Source organism: Granulosicoccus antarcticus IMCC3135, from assembly GCF_002215215.1.
In the GTDB taxonomy this organism is placed as follows: domain Bacteria; phylum Pseudomonadota; class Gammaproteobacteria; order Granulosicoccales; family Granulosicoccaceae; genus Granulosicoccus; species Granulosicoccus antarcticus.
The window spans coordinates 5,663,192-5,679,114 of the sequence record NZ_CP018632.1 but is presented as its reverse complement, the minus strand read 5'-3'; the positions used below and the strand labels follow the sequence as shown (position 1 = coordinate 5,679,114).

Annotated in this window: 13 protein-coding genes; 7 read left to right on the top strand and 6 right to left on the bottom strand. The window is 52.6% G+C overall.

From position 1 onward, the window contains the following. Positions 1-35: 35 nt before the first annotated feature. Both IMCC3135_RS24655 and IMCC3135_RS24650 read right to left on the bottom strand, forming a co-directional pair. A complete protein-coding gene (locus tag IMCC3135_RS24655) occupies positions 36-470 on the bottom strand; it encodes a DNA polymerase III subunit chi (RefSeq protein WP_088920012.1) in 435 nt (144 codons plus the stop codon). 4 nt (positions 471-474) lie between these two features. Beyond that, a complete protein-coding gene (locus IMCC3135_RS24650) occupies positions 475-1,965 on the bottom strand; it encodes a leucyl aminopeptidase (protein ID WP_088920011.1) in 1,491 nt (496 codons plus the stop codon). A gap of 159 nt (positions 1,966-2,124) precedes the next feature. On the opposite strand from IMCC3135_RS24650, the gene lptF reads away from it, so the two are divergent. Beyond that, positions 2,125-3,246: an LPS export ABC transporter permease LptF gene (lptF, locus tag IMCC3135_RS24645; protein ID WP_088920010.1), complete on the top strand. Its 1,122-nt coding sequence runs from the start codon at positions 2,125-2,127 to the stop codon at positions 3,244-3,246. Next, a complete protein-coding gene (gene lptG / locus IMCC3135_RS24640; RefSeq protein WP_157736252.1) occupies positions 3,246-4,373 on the top strand; it encodes an LPS export ABC transporter permease LptG in 1,128 nt (375 codons plus the stop codon). Before lptF ends, lptG begins: the two co-directional genes overlap by 1 nt. 53 nt (positions 4,374-4,426) lie before the next feature. Here the strand turns inward: lptG and IMCC3135_RS24635 are convergent, their stop codons facing one another. Further along, entirely contained in the window at positions 4,427-4,843 is a 417-nt protein-coding gene (locus tag IMCC3135_RS24635; protein WP_088920008.1) for an RDD family protein, read from the bottom strand. A gap of 419 nt (positions 4,844-5,262) precedes the next feature. Here IMCC3135_RS24635 and IMCC3135_RS24630 point away from each other — a divergent pair, with 419 nt between their 5' ends. Continuing rightward, the gene (locus IMCC3135_RS24630) at positions 5,263-5,775 is read left to right on the top strand and encodes a histone H1-like repetitive region-containing protein (protein WP_088920007.1); all 513 of its coding nucleotides are present in this window, start codon (positions 5,263-5,265) and stop codon (positions 5,773-5,775) included. Between the two features lie 118 nt (positions 5,776-5,893). Here the strand turns inward: IMCC3135_RS24630 and moeA are convergent, their stop codons facing one another. Beyond that, positions 5,894-7,147 carry a molybdopterin molybdotransferase MoeA gene (moeA, locus tag IMCC3135_RS24625; RefSeq protein ID WP_088920006.1) on the bottom strand — a complete coding sequence of 418 codons (1,254 nt, stop codon included), beginning with the start codon at positions 7,145-7,147 and terminating at the stop codon, positions 5,894-5,896. A 15-nt stretch (positions 7,148-7,162) separates the two neighbouring features. Here moeA and xerD point away from each other — a divergent pair, with 15 nt between their 5' ends. The 3 genes from xerD to IMCC3135_RS24610 all read left to right on the top strand — a co-directional run bounded on the left by xerD (position 7,163) and on the right by IMCC3135_RS24610 (position 10,104). Next, on the top strand, positions 7,163-8,125 hold the full coding sequence (gene xerD, locus IMCC3135_RS24620) for a site-specific tyrosine recombinase XerD (RefSeq protein WP_088920005.1): 963 nt from the start codon (positions 7,163-7,165) through the stop codon (positions 8,123-8,125). A 151-nt stretch (positions 8,126-8,276) separates the two neighbouring features. Next, positions 8,277-9,029 (top strand): DsbC family protein, encoded by a 753-nt coding sequence (locus IMCC3135_RS24615; protein ID WP_088920004.1) that lies wholly within the window; start codon positions 8,277-8,279, stop codon positions 9,027-9,029. 28 nt (positions 9,030-9,057) lie between these two features. Continuing rightward, entirely contained in the window at positions 9,058-10,104 is a 1,047-nt protein-coding gene (locus IMCC3135_RS24610; RefSeq protein ID WP_157736251.1) for a DUF3187 family protein, read from the top strand. Positions 10,105-10,186: 82 nt separating this feature from the next. Here IMCC3135_RS24610 and lon read toward each other — a convergent pair whose 3' ends face one another. Together lon and IMCC3135_RS24600 are read right to left on the bottom strand one after the other, a co-directional pair. Beyond that, positions 10,187-12,616 (bottom strand): endopeptidase La, encoded by a 2,430-nt coding sequence (gene lon / locus IMCC3135_RS24605; protein WP_088920002.1) that lies wholly within the window; start codon positions 12,614-12,616, stop codon positions 10,187-10,189. Between the two features lie 191 nt (positions 12,617-12,807). Then, a complete protein-coding gene (locus IMCC3135_RS24600; protein ID WP_088920001.1) occupies positions 12,808-14,817 on the bottom strand; it encodes a UvrD-helicase domain-containing protein in 2,010 nt (669 codons plus the stop codon). A 276-nt stretch (positions 14,818-15,093) separates the two neighbouring features. Here IMCC3135_RS24600 and IMCC3135_RS24595 point away from each other — a divergent pair, with 276 nt between their 5' ends. After that, the gene (locus IMCC3135_RS24595; protein WP_236994649.1) at positions 15,094-15,912 is read left to right on the top strand and encodes an inositol monophosphatase family protein; all 819 of its coding nucleotides are present in this window, start codon (positions 15,094-15,096) and stop codon (positions 15,910-15,912) included. Positions 15,913-15,923: the final 11 nt, after the last annotated feature.

The window sequence follows — 15,923 nt, the reverse complement described above, 5'->3', positions numbered from 1 at the left end:
CAGATGTTTGGAATGGCCAGAGTATGAGTATAGATCTAGATTTTGTGATGATGTAGCGGATAGCCGCGCTGCTGATAGAAGCGGTAGCGCAAGCGGCCCGCGCTCTGCACGTCAGGCTCTTCATTGATGACTTCCAGGGTTCTTTCGAAACGCGAGAAGAAGGGGGGAACCTGTTCTGCCAGATTGATCAGTAAGGTTCGATCGGGTGCTGGTGCACCCGTCGACAAGTGGACTGGATCGTTGTCCGATGTGCTGAAAACATGATTTGCGGGTAATAATTGATGGGCGATGAAACTCAATGCCCGGAAATCCCACAGTGTTTGATCAAGCGTTATCAGCTGCTCATCCGAATCGCTATGGATGAGGACCTTCTGGTTCTGGCCGATCGCCTTTTCAGCCAGCTTGCAGACAAGTTGCAGGCGAGCAAGCGGATCGTTATTTGCCAGCACGTAGAAGTCGATCCTTGTCATTGAATCAATCCAGTCGGTTGTAGAGAAATTGCATCAGTAGTGGAACGGGTCGACCTGTTGCGCCTTTCTCCTTGCCACTGTTCCAGGCGGTACCGGCAATGTCCAGATGCGCCCAGTTGAATTGTTTGGCAAATCGGGACAGGAAGCAGGCCGCGGTAATGGTACCTGCCGGACGTCCGCCGATATTAGCCATATCGGCAAAGTTGGAGTCCAGCTGAGATTGGTATTCGTCCCATAATGGCAGAGACCAGCATCGATCTCCCGTTTGCTCGCCGGCAGATAACAAGGCGTTGATGGTGTTCTGATCATTTCCAAGCACGGCGCTGGCAACTTTGCCCAATGCAACGATGCAGGCTCCGGTGAGTGTTGCCATGTCGACGACCGTGTCTGGCTTGAAGCGTTCAGCATAGGTCAGGGCATCGCAAAGCACCAGTCGGCCTTCGGCATCGGTGTTAAGTATCTCGATGGTCTGTCCCGACATCGAGGTCACGACATCGCCGGGTCTGCAGGCATCGCCGTCCGGCATGTTTTCAGCAGCCGCCACGATACCAATGACATTCAAGGGCAGGCCGAGCATGGCAACGGCATTCATCACACCGAATACGCTGGCCGCACCGCACATGTCGTACTTCATTTCATCCATGCCCTCGGAGGACTTGATGGAGATGCCGCCGGTGTCGAATGTCACCCCCTTGCCAATGAATACGATTGGTTTACCCGCCTTCGGACGACCTTGATATTCCATGACAATGAGTTTGCCCGGTTGTCTGCTGCCGCGTGATACTGCCAGAAAAGCACCCATTCCAAGCGATTCCATTTCCTCTTCGCTGACGATGGTGGTCGCAAGATTCTCATGTTCATCGGCCAGTGCCAGAGCCTGGTCTGCCAGATAACTCGGCGTACAGGTATTAGGTGCAAGATTGCCCAGGTCTCGTGCGACAGACATGCCTGCTGCTGTGGACTGACCGCGATCAACCGCTTCGCTGACAGCTTCCAGCCGGGCTTTGTCTGTGCTCAGTATCACCTCGTTCAGCGATGCCTGTGCAGGCATGTTGCTGCGTGTGTGAAGTGTGAATACATAGCTGGAGCCGACAATATCGATCGCCAGTTGCTCTGCCATGGCAGGCGCTGAAATGCCATCCATGCTGACCGTATTGAGACAATCACTGATAGCCAGAGTGGCAGGGCTTGCCAGTAAGGCTTTGCTGGCCGCCTTGCTGGCGGTGCGCCAGAGCGAGGCGGCTCCGGCAGCGCGATCGCCCAGGCCCACCAATAGAACACGTGAAGCAGGCGTGCCTGCAAGGCCATGAAGCATGAGCGTCTCTGCGTTCTTGCCAGAAAAATCGCCACTGGCAAACAAGGCTTTGATACGGCCCTGAGACTCACTGTCTATCTTGCGAGCCGCTCCTTTGAGCTTGCCATCGGCATTCAGGAAAACCAATTGGCAGGCATTCTCCGCTGTACGCGGCAATCGGGTGGCAACGTTGATCTGCATTCGGTCTATTATCCTTGAATGGTTAGTGCGCTTAGTGTACTTCAGCTTATGAAGTACACTTGCAACTGACAAGCATTACTGCACACTTGTCTGCGGTGTCAGGCAGTCATATAGACAAACTGAACGTCGATAGCCCGTCCATGGATAACCTGTTTTCATATGCGCATACTTGATCGCTACCTGATGAAGGAAATGCTGGTTACCTGGCTGGCGGTGCTGATCGTCCTGCTGGTGATCATGATTGGCAACGTGCTGGGGCGTAGCTTGTCGAGCGTGACCGATGGCGCCATACAGGCAGACATGCTGCTGGTGCTGGTCGGAGTAAAATCGATCAGTCTTCTGGTTACCTTGATTCCTCTGGGGCTCTACCTGGGTATTCTGCTTGCCCATGGCAGGTTCTACAGGGATAACGAGATGACTGTCATGCAAGCCTGTGGTGTGGGCTGGATGGATCTGCTCCGACCGACTGCTGTCATTGGTGTGCTGGGGGTGGTGATGATCGGCGTGCTGACTGTTTTTGCCTCACCCTGGGCTGCTCGTTACGAACAGCAGCTCAAGCAGACGATCCGCGATCAGTCGGCGTTGAGTCTGGTGACGCCGGGTAAGTTCATAGAATCCAGTGATGGCAATACCGTATTTTTCGCACGTAAGAGTAATCCTGAAAAAACCCAGTTCAACGATGTCTTCATGTTTCGGCAGAAAGGCGACAAGCCACCGGCCGTGGACTCTGCTCGTATAGCCTCTTATCAAGTGGATCCTGATAGCGGTGATGAATACCTCATTTTTACTGATGGACAAACCAGTGTCGGTACACCTGGGGACGATGAATATACGATTACCGATTTCAAGCGTCAGGGTATCCTCAGGCCTCGTGAGACTCCTGGCGAGCCGCACCTGATCGTTAAAGGCAAACGCCTTTCAGAGTTGTGGGGAACGGGTGATCGTGCCGATCAGGCTGAGTTGCAATGGCGAATTTCCATACCGCTAGCTGCATTGTTGCTGGCTTTACTGGCTGTGCCGTTGAGCTATACGTCTCCTCGCGAAGGCCGCTTCGGGAAAATTGCAATCGCCATACTGATTTATATTCCCTATGCAAATCTGCTAGTGCTGATGCGTAAATGGATTGCCGCAGGGGCAATACCTGCCTGGGTCGGGCTCTGGCCAGTGCATGTGGCGGTTGTTTGTCTGATCATATTTCTACTGGCTAGAAGAGTGGGATGGACGTGGTTGTTCGCCAGAAATCGCATTCATCAAAACCCTGCTCTTCGAGGAGTTGCGTGATGTTCGGCATTCTGGACCGTTACATTGGGCGTTCAATTCTGCTGACGAGTCTGTTGGTGCTGATGACGCTAGTCACTCTGGCCAGTATCTTTGCCTTCATCAGTGAGTTGGATGATGTCGGCAAAGGCAGCTATACAGTGACCGATGCTGTGCAGTATGTTTTCCTGACGATACCAGGCAAGGCCTATATGTTGTTTTCACCCGCGGTGTTGCTGGGTAGTTTGCTGGGGCTCGGAGGTCTGGCATCCAATAGCGAATTGACTGTCATGCGGGCTGCCGGAATCTCGGGCGGCAGGATTATTCGGGCTGTTGTTATTACAGGCGTAGGGCTGATGTTGTTGATCGCCTTGCTGGGTGAGACGATCATGCCGCGAGCTGAACAGATAGCTGAAGAGCTTCGGCTGACGGCACTTGAAAAACGCCTGTCAGTAAAGGGAAGTCGGGGGCTTTGGCTGAAATCGGCAGATCAGTATGTCAATGTGGGTACCGTCATGCCTGACTTTACGCTGCTGGATGTCAGCGTTCATCGCTTCGATAGTAATGCTCTGAGCATGTCAATGAGTGCTGCCAGAGCTCAATTGCAAGACGATGACGATTGGTTGCTTGAAGATGTCAAACTGACTCGACTGACCCCGTCCGATGTTGTCAGCGAGCAATTGAAGAGCATCACCTGGACGGAGTTTGTCCGTCGAAATGCCGGCACCACGGCTGATGATGTCAAAATTTCTGACGTGCCGGACTTGGTAAGTGCTGATGTGCTCAAGAGCATTTCGGTGTCAACGGAGAGTCTTTCAGCGAACAATCTGCATGATCAGATTCAGTATCTCAAAGAGAATCAACTGGACAGTAGACGTATTGAACTTGCTTTTTGGGTGAAAATAGCAAGTCCGCTGTCGACGCTTGTCATGTTGATGCTTTCACTGCCATTCGTGTTTGCATCGCAGCGCACTGGTGGAGCAGGGCAGAAGATCTTCATCGGTATCATGCTTGGCATTATCTATGTGCTTTTGAACAAACTGCTGACGCAGCTTGCGCTGGCGAACGGCCTATCTCCCTTGCTCAGTGCGCTGCTGCCATTGATTGTCTTTCTGGGTATTGCGCTAGTAGGTATAAAGCGGACAACATGACTCTCTGCGAGTTCTGTTTCAAGGCTGAAGCCGGTCTTGCAATATTCCTATAACTATTTGTAATACTTGATTATTTTCGTTCTGCTTAAGCTGTCGTGCAAGGCGAGTCCTTGCTTTGAAAAAGGCATGTACAGTAACGAAATACCAAATAGAAGAAAGCCTGTCAGGTAGCGGGCAACAGACTGCTTCAAGGTGATTGTCTCACTGTCCAACGCCTCTACTCTGAGGCGCCAGGCACGCATGCCGAGTGTTTGCCCACCATGCCTCCAGAACCAGTCGAAGAACAGAAAAGCGACGATGAAAAGAAACAGGTAGAAGGCGAAACTCTGAATGGCATGACCGTGATTGAACGCGATGGCAATGGCCGTGATGATAAAAAAAATTGCTATTAACAAGAGCCCATCGTAAAGAAATGATGCGGCGCGTCGAAACATCAGAGATAGGGTGGGTTTTACGTTTTCCATTTGCATTGATTGAATGTGTGAATGTGCTGGGTAAAGGTCGGTTAATAAAGCAGGCACAACATATGCGATAAGCAGGCGGTGCTTGTCTTGATATTTGCAAAACAGATGGTGTTAGCAAAAGTTTTGCAATGTGTATTTTTGATTCAATTGTATGTTGCAGTTGAAATAGTAATGCACTATGTGGACAATGCGCCCATAGGGCATAAGTTGTTTTGATTTGCAACTGAAGTTTGCGGGGCTTTGAGGCGTAAGTCTTGAGATTTCGTATCAAGTTCGAACGAGATGAAGCATGACACTTGAATATCATTTGAGAGTGCAGTGAACATCGAAGTCGAATGAATAGGGACAGTCTGTTTGGCTGTAGTGGGAGTCCGACGTCATGGCTCCTTGTTATTTGATTTTTAATTCAAGGTCAGGAGTGAACCATGGCTCGAGTGAGCAAACCGGCTGCAGCTAAACCTGCTAAAGCCGCCAAGAAGGCTAGCAGTAAAAAGCGCGTTACCAAGAAAACAGCAACCGGTGAAACAGTTGCCAGCAAGAAGAAAGCAGTAGGCAAGAAAAAGACTGTAGCCAAGAAAAAAGCAGTAGCCAAGAAAAAAGTTGTGGCAAAAAAGGCTACCAGTAAAAAAGCCGTTGGCAAGAAGAAGGCAGTCGGCAAGAAAAAGGCCGTTGCCAAGAAAGCAGTTGCCAAAAAGGCTGTCAGTAAAAAGAAGGCAGCTGGCAAGAAAAAAGCAGTGGCCAAGAAGGCGGTAGCAAAAAAGGCCGTTGCCAAGAAAGCTGTCGCAAAAAAGGCTGTTGCCAAGAAGGCTGTTGCGAAAAAAGCGGTAACAAAAAAAGCTGTCGCCAAGAAGGCCGTCGCAAAAAAGCCAGTAAGCAAGAAAAAGGCTGTTACCAAGAAACGCGCTACCAAGAAGAAAGCAAGCAGCTCAGCCAGCTGATCCAGCTATCATCCGGTCCAGCAGCTGATCAGTTTTAAATTGAACAGCTATTGGACTGGATCTTGAGCGGGAAGTGAACCGGTTGAGGATTCCCTGGTGCGGAAATTTTCCCGATGCTTCAGAGTATTGGCGATGAAAAGTGAGTGAATGGGTATACCTCTACCTGATCCCCGATCTGAGCACCCTCTGAGTTGAGTTCGAGTGCAATCAGGCAGTTTGCCTTGTGCAGTGAGCTAAGCACATGTGAATCCTGCAGCCCTGTGGTACCCACCGTCCAATTATTCTGACTGTCCTTCTGCATGATGGCTCGCTGATATTCGACGCGTCCAGGATTCTTGCGTAGCGAGTCGGTCACTGGCAATCTCAATGGCGCAGGCAGTGGAAGCTCATGGCCCAGCATGTATCGAATTGAGGGATTGACGAATATCAGTGCCGTGATGGCAGCCGATACTGGATTACCAGGCAAGCCGAAATAGCATTGTCCGGGGCGACTGAAGCCGAATGTCAGCGGTCTGCCGGGCTTCATGGCGATTTTCCACAAATCTACCTGGCCTGTACGTTCGAGCACACTGCGTACATGGTCGGCATCGCCGACAGATACGCCGCCGCTGGATATGATGATATCAACCTCACTTGCGGCATTCAGTGTTTCTTCCAGTGCTTCTTCTGAGTCCTTGCAGATACCCAGATCAATGAGTTCAACGGCACTGCTGGCAAGCATCGCCTGCAACAACGGGCGGTTGGCATCATAGATCTGTCCCGGTTCAAGTAGGTTTCCCGGTTCTCGGAGTTCATCGCCCGTCGAGAGCAAAGCGATACGCAGGACTCTGAAGACCACCAGGTGGGTGATGCCGTGAGCGGCAAGCAGTGCAAGTTCGGAGGGGCCTATTCGACTGCCTTTGCTGAGCAGTATGTCGCCCTCTTGACTGTCGGTGCCGGGGTTGCGTACGTGTAGTCCAGCGTGGGGTGCGACCTTGACCACGATCATGTCATCGCAACGTTCGACATTCTCCTGTTGAACAACTGCATCTGCATCATCGGGTACCCGTGCACCTGTTGTGATTCGCTGGCAGCTTTGAGCTGGCATGTGGTCGGTGCCTGGGTGTCCGGCAATCGACCGGCCTTCCAGTCGCAGGGGGTTTTCGCAGTCGGCAGCTCGTACGGCATAGCCGTCCATGGCGGAGGCCCTGAATGAGGGAACCGACATGGGGGAGATCACATCCTGTGCACAGATGCGGCCCAGTGCATTGCTGCAGTCGATATCCTCCGTCTCTGTTATGCGTGGTAATCCATTCTGGATACGTTCCAGCGCCTGCTCGATACTCAAGGCTGATGGATCTGCATCGCAGATAGGGCGTGGTGGCAACTTCATGTGTATGCTTGTTCAATGGGCAAACCCTATGCTAACGCCAAGTCGACTGGAGCGCGCGATCGCAGGCGTGTAAAAAAACCTGAACTGCCTGCACAAGATGCAGATCTGTTATTGCGATTTGCCGACAGCCAGTTGGTCGAGCAAGGCTTGAGCACCCATACGATCAATGCCTATGGCAGTGATCTGCGTTTCTTTGCCATCGCCTTGCAGTCAAGTGACACCGGATTACTGGCGGCCCAACGGGCCGATGTCATGGCTTTTCTGAGTAGCCGCATCAGCGATGGCAGCAGTGCGCGTAGTGCTGCACGACTGTTATCTGCATTGCGACGTTTCTACGCCTGGTGTTTGCGCGAGAAATTGATTGTTGAGAATCCGACCGCTCTGGTCAGCTCCCCCGGTATGGGCAGGCCCTTGCCCAAGGTGATTACCGAATCAGAAGTGCAGGCACTTCTTCAGGCGCCTCTCGCTAGTGAGGATCTGGGTTTACGTGATCGAGCCATGCTGGAACTACTTTATGGCTGTGGGCTGAGAGTCTCAGAGCTTGTGGGTCTGACCGTTGATCAGGTGAACCTGAATCAGGGTGTCATGCGTGTCTGGGGCAAAGGCAGCAAGGAGCGACTCATCCCTATGGGGGATGTATCCATTGACTGGATAACACGTTATATGAGTGTCGCTCGACCATCATTGATGCGCGATAGCACTGATGTACTGTTTCTATCCAATCGTGGTGCTGCGATGACCCGGCAGGCTTTCTGGTATCGCATCCGGGCGCATGGGATCAGTGCGGGCATTCGTACACCGCTTTCGCCTCATGTTCTACGACATGCCTTTGCTACGCATCTGGTGAATCATGACGCCGATCTTCGTGTCGTTCAGTTGTTGCTGGGACACAGTAACTTGTCCACCACTCAGATATATACGCACGTGGCGAGCGAGCGACTGAAGTCCTTGCATCGTGCACATCATCCACGTGGGTAATGTGCTACGGCGCAATATTTTGTGTTTTTAGATGGAACTTACGGCATCATCAAGGCACTAATAATCAAGAATTAGCAAGGATCTGACGATAGCAAGTTCGGATCTGACATCAAAACCTGTGAACTGGCCTGTTTCCTGCGAATATCTCACAATGAACATCCGTATAAAATTCAGATCTCTAATCGCCTTCATTGTCATTTCCATGGCAATCAGCTCCCATGCTCTGGCAGAGTCATCTATTGACGAAGTCAAGGAGAGGATCTCCGAGAAGCTTCCGGGCATCTCGGTAACCAGTCTGGTCAAGTCCGAGCTACCTGGTCTGTTCGAACTGGTTACTGATGGACAAATCTATTACGTTGATGAATCAGCCGAATACCTTGTAGATGGCAGTCTCATCCGTCTGAGTGATCGAGAGAACATGACTGATGCCAGGCTTGGCGGCATTCAGATGGCTCTGATCAATGAGGTAGGCGAAGAAAACATGCTTGTCTACGAACCAGAAACACCGTCGAATCGCTCCATAACCGTCTTTACGGATATCAGCTGTGGCTATTGCCGTCGTCTGCATGGTGAAATTGATACATTGCTCGATGCCGGTGTGAAGGTGCGCTACCTGTTGTTTCCTCGCGCAGGCCTGGGTTCTCAGGGACACAAGGATCTGGAAAGCGTCTGGTGTGCCGATGATCCACAGGCAGCCATGACCAATGCTAAATCAGGCGGCAAGGTCGAACCGAAGTCTTGCGACAACCCCATAGAAATGCACGTTGCCCTGGCAGAGCGCCTGGGACTGCGCGGCACGCCTTTGATCTATACGGATAGTGGCGTCAAAATTCCTGGCTATCGTGAAGCTGCGGTACTGGCGGGAATGGTCAATGATTCCAAGCCACTGACCACCACTAACTAGACAGACCAGACGGTAATGGCCTACGGTGGTGCCTGAGTTTTTCCGCCGAGGGGGGCTCGCAGCTAAGGCCGGAACTCGATGGGAGATACCTGTTGCAGTTCTGGCGATCTGTCTGAGTGCCAGTACTTTCGTACAGGCAGAACAGAGTGATGACTCACCACTGCTGCAGATTCACTCCCAGCATGCCTTTAATGCGATCTTTGGCTTGCCGGGAGCTGCTGCCAGACCGGTGCAGTCTCGTGAATGGCAATTGTCACTGGAGCACTCCAATCAGTTCATCGGCAGCATGGCTGGTAATGAGCAGCTCAGGCTCGATGGTGAAACCAGTGAGCTGACCTTCAGGCATCGACAACGACTAATGTCGTGTTGGCAAGGTGAGCTGCTCGTACCCTTCATTCAACACAGCGGCGGACTATTCGATCGTGCCATTGATGACTGGCACCAGTTCTTCGGTTTGCCGGATGCTAATCGCAGTAACGTCCCTTTCGATGAACTGACATATAGCTACGTCGGGGAGTCCGGTCAGCAAGTTCAGGTCGATGTGCCCGAGTCGGGTCTGGGTGATATCCAACTCTCTGTGCAACGCTCCCTGGGGTGTCAGGCGACTGCAGATTCAACAGCCTCAGAAGCTATCGTACGAGTTGGAATAAAGCTGCCCACGGGCTCGCTCAGCGAGCTGCGAGGTAGTGGCAAGCCGGATGCCTACGTGGATATACAGTCGCCGATCTGGAGCCTTGGCGAGCGATGGCGTGGAGGCATGAGCGCAGGTCTCTTGGCCGTCGGGCAGAGTAGTAGACTTGCCCCGCAGCGCTCAGTAGTCGGATTTGGTGCGTTGGGTATACAGTACATTCTGCAGCACCGGTATCGGCTCTTGCTGCAAGTTGACTGGCATACGCCGTTCTACGACAGTGCTCTGGCAGAGCTGAGTGATGCTACTGTCGTCATGAGTGGTGGCGTGCGCTATCTGATGCGAGGTAATCAGTCGTTCGAATTCTCTATCGCAGAGGATATTGCGGTCGATACAGCACCGGATATTGTTGCCAGGCTTGCGTGGGTTTTTCGCCCGAGCCGCTAAGGCGTCTGATAACCGCCAGATTTTCTTCTGGACACCGAAATTGCACAACCTTGTGACAAGGTTATGCAATTCGGTTATGAGGCTACTTGCGTTTGCTGGCGCTGAACAGAATGGCAAATACATCATCGTAGTGACTGGCATGGTGAATCTTCAGCCCCGCAACGATATGCTTTGGAAGCTCTGAGACATCCCGTCTGTTGCCATCGGGCAGGATCACCTCTTTGACCCCAATGCGTCGGGCAGCAATGAGCTTCTCGCGAACTCCGCCCACAGGCAAAACTTCGCCGGTCAGTGTGATCTCACCGGTCATGGCGTAAGATTTTCTGACCGGTTTGTTGAGTGCCAGAGAAAGCAGGGCACTGGTGATGCTGATACCAGCACTGGGTCCATCCTTGGGAGTGGCGCCTTCGGGAACATGTAAATGCAGACTGTGCTGCATGAACCAGTCTTCGCTGACACCGTAGTGTTCGCTGTTGGTTGTGACGAAGCTGTGTGCGATCTGTGCTGATTCACTCATGACTTTACCCAGCTGGCCTGTCAGTTTCAGGCCACGATCACTCGCATGTACACTGGTCACCTCGATGGGCAAGGTAGCACCACCCATCGCTGTCCAGGCAAGGCCCGTAATGACCCCAACGCCACCCAATTGCTTTTCCACGCGAAACGGAGGTTCACCCACAAATTCAACCAGATTGCGGTTACTGATACTGATCGATTTGGTCTTGCCCAGCAGTTTTACAATAGATTTTCGCAGCACTCTGTGCAGCAGCTTTTCCAGGCTTCTGACACCGGCTTCACGCGCGTAGCCCTCGATCAGTGCCTTGATGGCAGAGTCGCTGATCTTCACTTGTGAAGGTTTGACGTTGTTACGTTGCAACAGTCTTGGCCACAGATGCTGGCGGGCAATATCCAGTTTTTCACTGGCAATGTAACCGCCCAGGCGAATGACATCCATGCGATCGAGCAGCGGTCGAGGAATCGTGTCGAGTTGATTGGCGGTGCAGACGAACAGTACCTTCGACAAATCGACACGCAGATCCAGATAATGATCGAGGAATTCTCCGTTCTGCTCTGGATCCAGTACCTCCAGCATGGCTGAGGCCGGGTCACCCTGGTAGGAGTTGCCCATCTTGTCGATTTCATCCAGCATGATGACCGGGTTGGAGACATCGACCTCCTTCAGAGCCTGAACCAGCTTGCCGGGCATGGCGCCTATATAGGTACGGCGATGCCCCTTGATTTCAGCTTCGTCACGCATGCCACCCAGACTGAAACGATAGAACTTGCGTCCCAGGCATTCTGCGATGGATTTGCCGATGGATGTCTTGCCGACTCCGGGTGGGCCAACAAACAGGAGAATGGATCCGCTGATCTCGCCTCGAAACGAACCCATGGCAAGAAATTCAAGGATGCGTTCCTTGATGTCATCAAGTCCTGCGTGATCACGATTCAGTACAGTCTTGGCATTGCGGAGCGACAGCTTGTCCTTGGAGTAATTTCCCCAAGGCACCGAGCTCAGCCAGTCTACGTAGTTTCTGGTTACCCCATACTCAGGCGAGCCGGTTTCCAGAATCGACATCTTGTTGATTTCTTCATCAAACCGCTTTTCCACATGGGCGGGCGGATTTCGCGTTTCCATGCGGCCACGAAATTCATCGATATCAGACGTTCTGTCGTCCTTTGCCAGGCCAAGCTCTCGTTGTATGACCTTCAGCTCCTCACGCAGAAAGAATTCTCGCTGGTGCTTGGACATCTTCTGTTCAACTTCCGAACGAATCTCGGCTTGCAGGCGAGCTACCTCGAGTTCCTTGTGCAGCAGGATAAGGACACGTTCCATGCGTTTCTGCAGTGAGATCGTATCCAGTATTTGCTGCAGATCAGGGCCAGGTGCCGTCGTGATCGCCGCTGCAAAGTCAGCCAGAGGTGATGGGTCGTTCAGATTGAAGTGATTGAGAAAATTCTTGAGCTCTTCGTTGTACAAGGGATTCAGTGGAATCAGTTCCTTGATCGCCTGAATCAGTGCCATGGCATAGGCCTTGATCTCTGGCGTATTACGAGTGCGTTCGGAAGGGTAGGACACTTCAGCCGCAAACGGGGCGCTCTTGTTCAACCAGCCATCAATGCGAAAGCGTTGCATGCCCTGGGCGATGAACTGGATCTTGCCATTACCCCGTACGACATTGTGCAATCTGACCACACAGCCAGTATCGGCAAAGTCTCCGGGTGAGGCGCTGGCCTGATCGTCCTGGTCACCGGCGTAACAAAGCCCTAACAGATGGTGATCCATCTTGGCCAGACGTGTGAAGGTTTCTTCCCAGGGTTCTTCGTCGATGACCAGTGGTTGTACCTGGGCGGGGAAGAATGGTCGTTCGAAAATCGGCAGAAGCAGCAGTTTGTTGGGCAGGTTCTGATCTGGCAAGACCAGGCCTGTGCCGGTTGAACTGCGAGTATCGTTGGCGTCGTCCTGCTCGGATTCGACGATCAGCGGTTCGTCACTTTTTTTGGAGGCCATGGATAGTCGTCTTGGAGGATTGATCCGGAAAACATGCAGCCCTGTGCTTAGTCACCGGAGAAGTGGCTGGAGCAGGCAGAAGGCATAGGAGTACCCAAGAAGATATGCCATGGATCGACATTTTCAAGCGACACTCCTCATTTACCCATGTTCTAGCGTTTACACGAGTGTCGCATGTGGCTATCGGGGATTCAATCGGCCGATAGCAGATCCATCAATCCCTTGAGTGCGCTCTTTCCGGCTGCCCGAGTCTGTTCGGCCGTGGCACTGTCCAGTTCACCCATGAAGGTGACATCTTCTGGTGGCAAGTCATCCAGAAAGCGGCTGGGCTCACAGGCACCGGTTTCGCCGAACTGCTGACGTGCACGAGAACGGGTGAAGGTCAGGGTGTGACGAGCTCGTGTCATACCCACATAGGCCAGGCGACGCTCTTCTTCGATGGTCTCGCCTTCGATACTGTTGCGATGTGGCAGCAGGTCCTCTTCCATGCCGACCATGAAGACATGCGGAAACTCCAGTCCCTTGGCGGCGTGCAGCGTCATCATCTGTACTTCGTTGCTGTCCGATTCATCATCCTGGCGTGACAGCATGTCGTGCAGGCACAAAGAGCGAACCACATCAGACAGGGGTTGATCTTTCTGATCTTCATTATTGGTCAGCAGGCGCTCGATCCAGGCAAACAGTTCCACCGTATTTTCAATGGCCCGTTGAGCCTTGCCAGGGGTCTCGTATTGAGTCTGGATCCAGTCGTTGTACTCGATGTCTTCGAAAACACCTTTAACCACGGCTAGCGTATCGCCCCGTTCTGCGTTGTCGGCATTGAGGGTCAGCCAGTTCGCGAAACGTTGCAGTCGATGCAGTGGACGACCATCCAGTTGTGTCTCCAGTCCCATGTCGTGGCAGGCGGCAAACATGCTGATGTTGCGGTTACGCGCGTGTTGGCCCAGTTTGGCCAGCGTTGTCGGGCCTATTTCACGACGTGGGGTATTGATGCATCGAAGAAAGGCGGTGTCATCATCCGGATTCACCAGCAGTTTCAGGTAGGCCAGCATGTCCTTGATTTCGGGTTTGTCGAAAAAGGAGCTGCCGCCGCTGACTGTGTAGGGGATCTGTTTTTCACGCATGGATTGTTCGAATGCGCGCGACTGGAAGTTGCTGCGATACAAAATGGCAAAGTCTCCCCAGCGGGTATCTTTCTGGTAGTGCCTGGTGAGAATTTCGGCCGCCACCCATTCAGCTTCATCAAGGGTGTGCTTGCAGGTGGAAACACGCAGCATGTCGCCAATGCCCAGATCACTCCAGAGCGCTTTTTCAAACTCGTGCGGGTTGTGACTGATGACCGCGTTGGCACAACGTAGAATCCGTTGGCTGGATCGATAATTCTGCTCCAGCTTGATGACCCGCAGGTTGGGGTAATCCACCTTGAGGTTCATCAGGTTTTCCGGTTTGGCACCGCGCCAGGAATAGATCGACTGATCGTCGTCGCCAACCGCTGTCAGTGCGCCGAACTTGTCGACCAGCAGGCGCACCAGCTCGTACTGTGCCGCATTGGTATCCTGGTATTCATCGACCAGCATGTGCCGAATCTTGCCGCGCCATTTATCGCGTATTTCGGTGTGCTCACGCAGCAGCTCAACTGGCAGACTGATCAGGTCATCAAAATCCACCGAGTTACAGGCTCTGATCAATTCGTTGTACTTTGCATAGAGCAGTGCTGCGATGCGATCCTGGTCTTCGGTGGCACTGGCTAGTGCGCCGGCGGGCGTGATGAACTCATTCTTCCAGTTGGAGATGATGTTCTGGAGGTCTCGCTCCTCAATGCCAGCGTTGTCCTCACGTATCAGCTCACGCATTGTGCTCAGAGAATCGCCCTGATCAAGGATAGTAAAACCCTTGCGCAAACCCATGGCTTCACCATCCTTGTGCAGTATGTCCATGCCCAGGCGGTGAAACGTCGAGATGGTCAAGCCTTTCATCTGCGCTGGCCCGAGTTGCTTCTTGAGTCGGGCGCGCATCTCGTTGGATGCTTTGTTGGTAAAGGTGACGGCTACTATCGATGTAGGGGAGTAGCCTTGCTTTTCTATCAACCAGGCTATTTTCTGGGTGATAACACCGGTTTTGCCACTGCCAGCTCCGGCCAGCACCAGTAAGGGTGTCTCGAAGTGTTTGACGGCTGCCAGTTGTTGCGGATTCAGTCCCATTCTTAAAGAGGGTGCTTGTGGCATTGACGGGTCGGCAAGTCTACTGCTTTCCGAGAAGAATGTTCAGGCTTGACAGTAACGATGCCAATATTGTTTGCCGAATCGTTAAATACGTTCTGTAGGGGCGCTCGGCAGATTTGTTGAAAACTGTTCATGTCAATTACGATTACGGCATTGTTCATGCTCGATAGGTGGAAGTCAGTTACCTGTGTTCGGCGGAGTCTGAGTACGTGATCTGGCACACGTGGGCACCGTATACTGTGCAGTAACAAAACAATGATGCATGGAGTGAGTGTGGAACTGGATATGACGGTAGCGCGTAAGGCTGCAGAAGAGGCGGTTGAGGCAGCTCAGCAGGTCATCAGCGATTTTCTGGCGCGTGGCGACTGGCATGTGACTTTGAAATCGGATCAGTCACCGGTGACTGAAGTAGATGTGGCGGCCGAGAAGGCAATCAAGCAGGTTCTGACGAAAGCGTTGCCCAATGCTGCTTTTTTTGGGGAAGAAACGGGTAAGAGCGCTGCGACTGAAAAGTCTGGGAAAGGGGCAGGGCTGCGATGGTTGGTTGATCCGATTGACGGGACCAAGAGTTTTATTCGAGGATCGCGTTATTACTCCACGCAGATTGCGCTTGAAGTGGACGATGAGTTACGCCTGGGCGTCTCGAATGCACCTGCTTATGGCGAGAAGATGGTTGCTGTTCATGAGCAGGGAGCCTGGCTGGACGGACGACAGGTTCATTGCAATGACATCACGTCCATCGATGATGCTTTTTTCTCATCCGGTAACCTGACGACTCTGGCGCGTGATGCGGACGCCTGGTCTCGCTATGCGCAGATTGTTGGTCGCGTGCGCCGCGTCAGAGGCTATGGTGACTTCTGTCATTACCATCAGCTGTGTAGCGGTCAGGCAGACCTGATACTCGAATCGGATGTGAATATCCTGGATATTGCCGCCCTGACCGTCGCTGTCAGAGAAGCGGGAGGCATCATCACGGATATGCACGGACAGGCTGTTAACGAGGCAACAACTTCGGTTCTGGCAGCCTGCTCGGTAGCTCTGCACGAGCAGGCGCTAGACTTGTTGCACGGCTAGTGTCGACGACT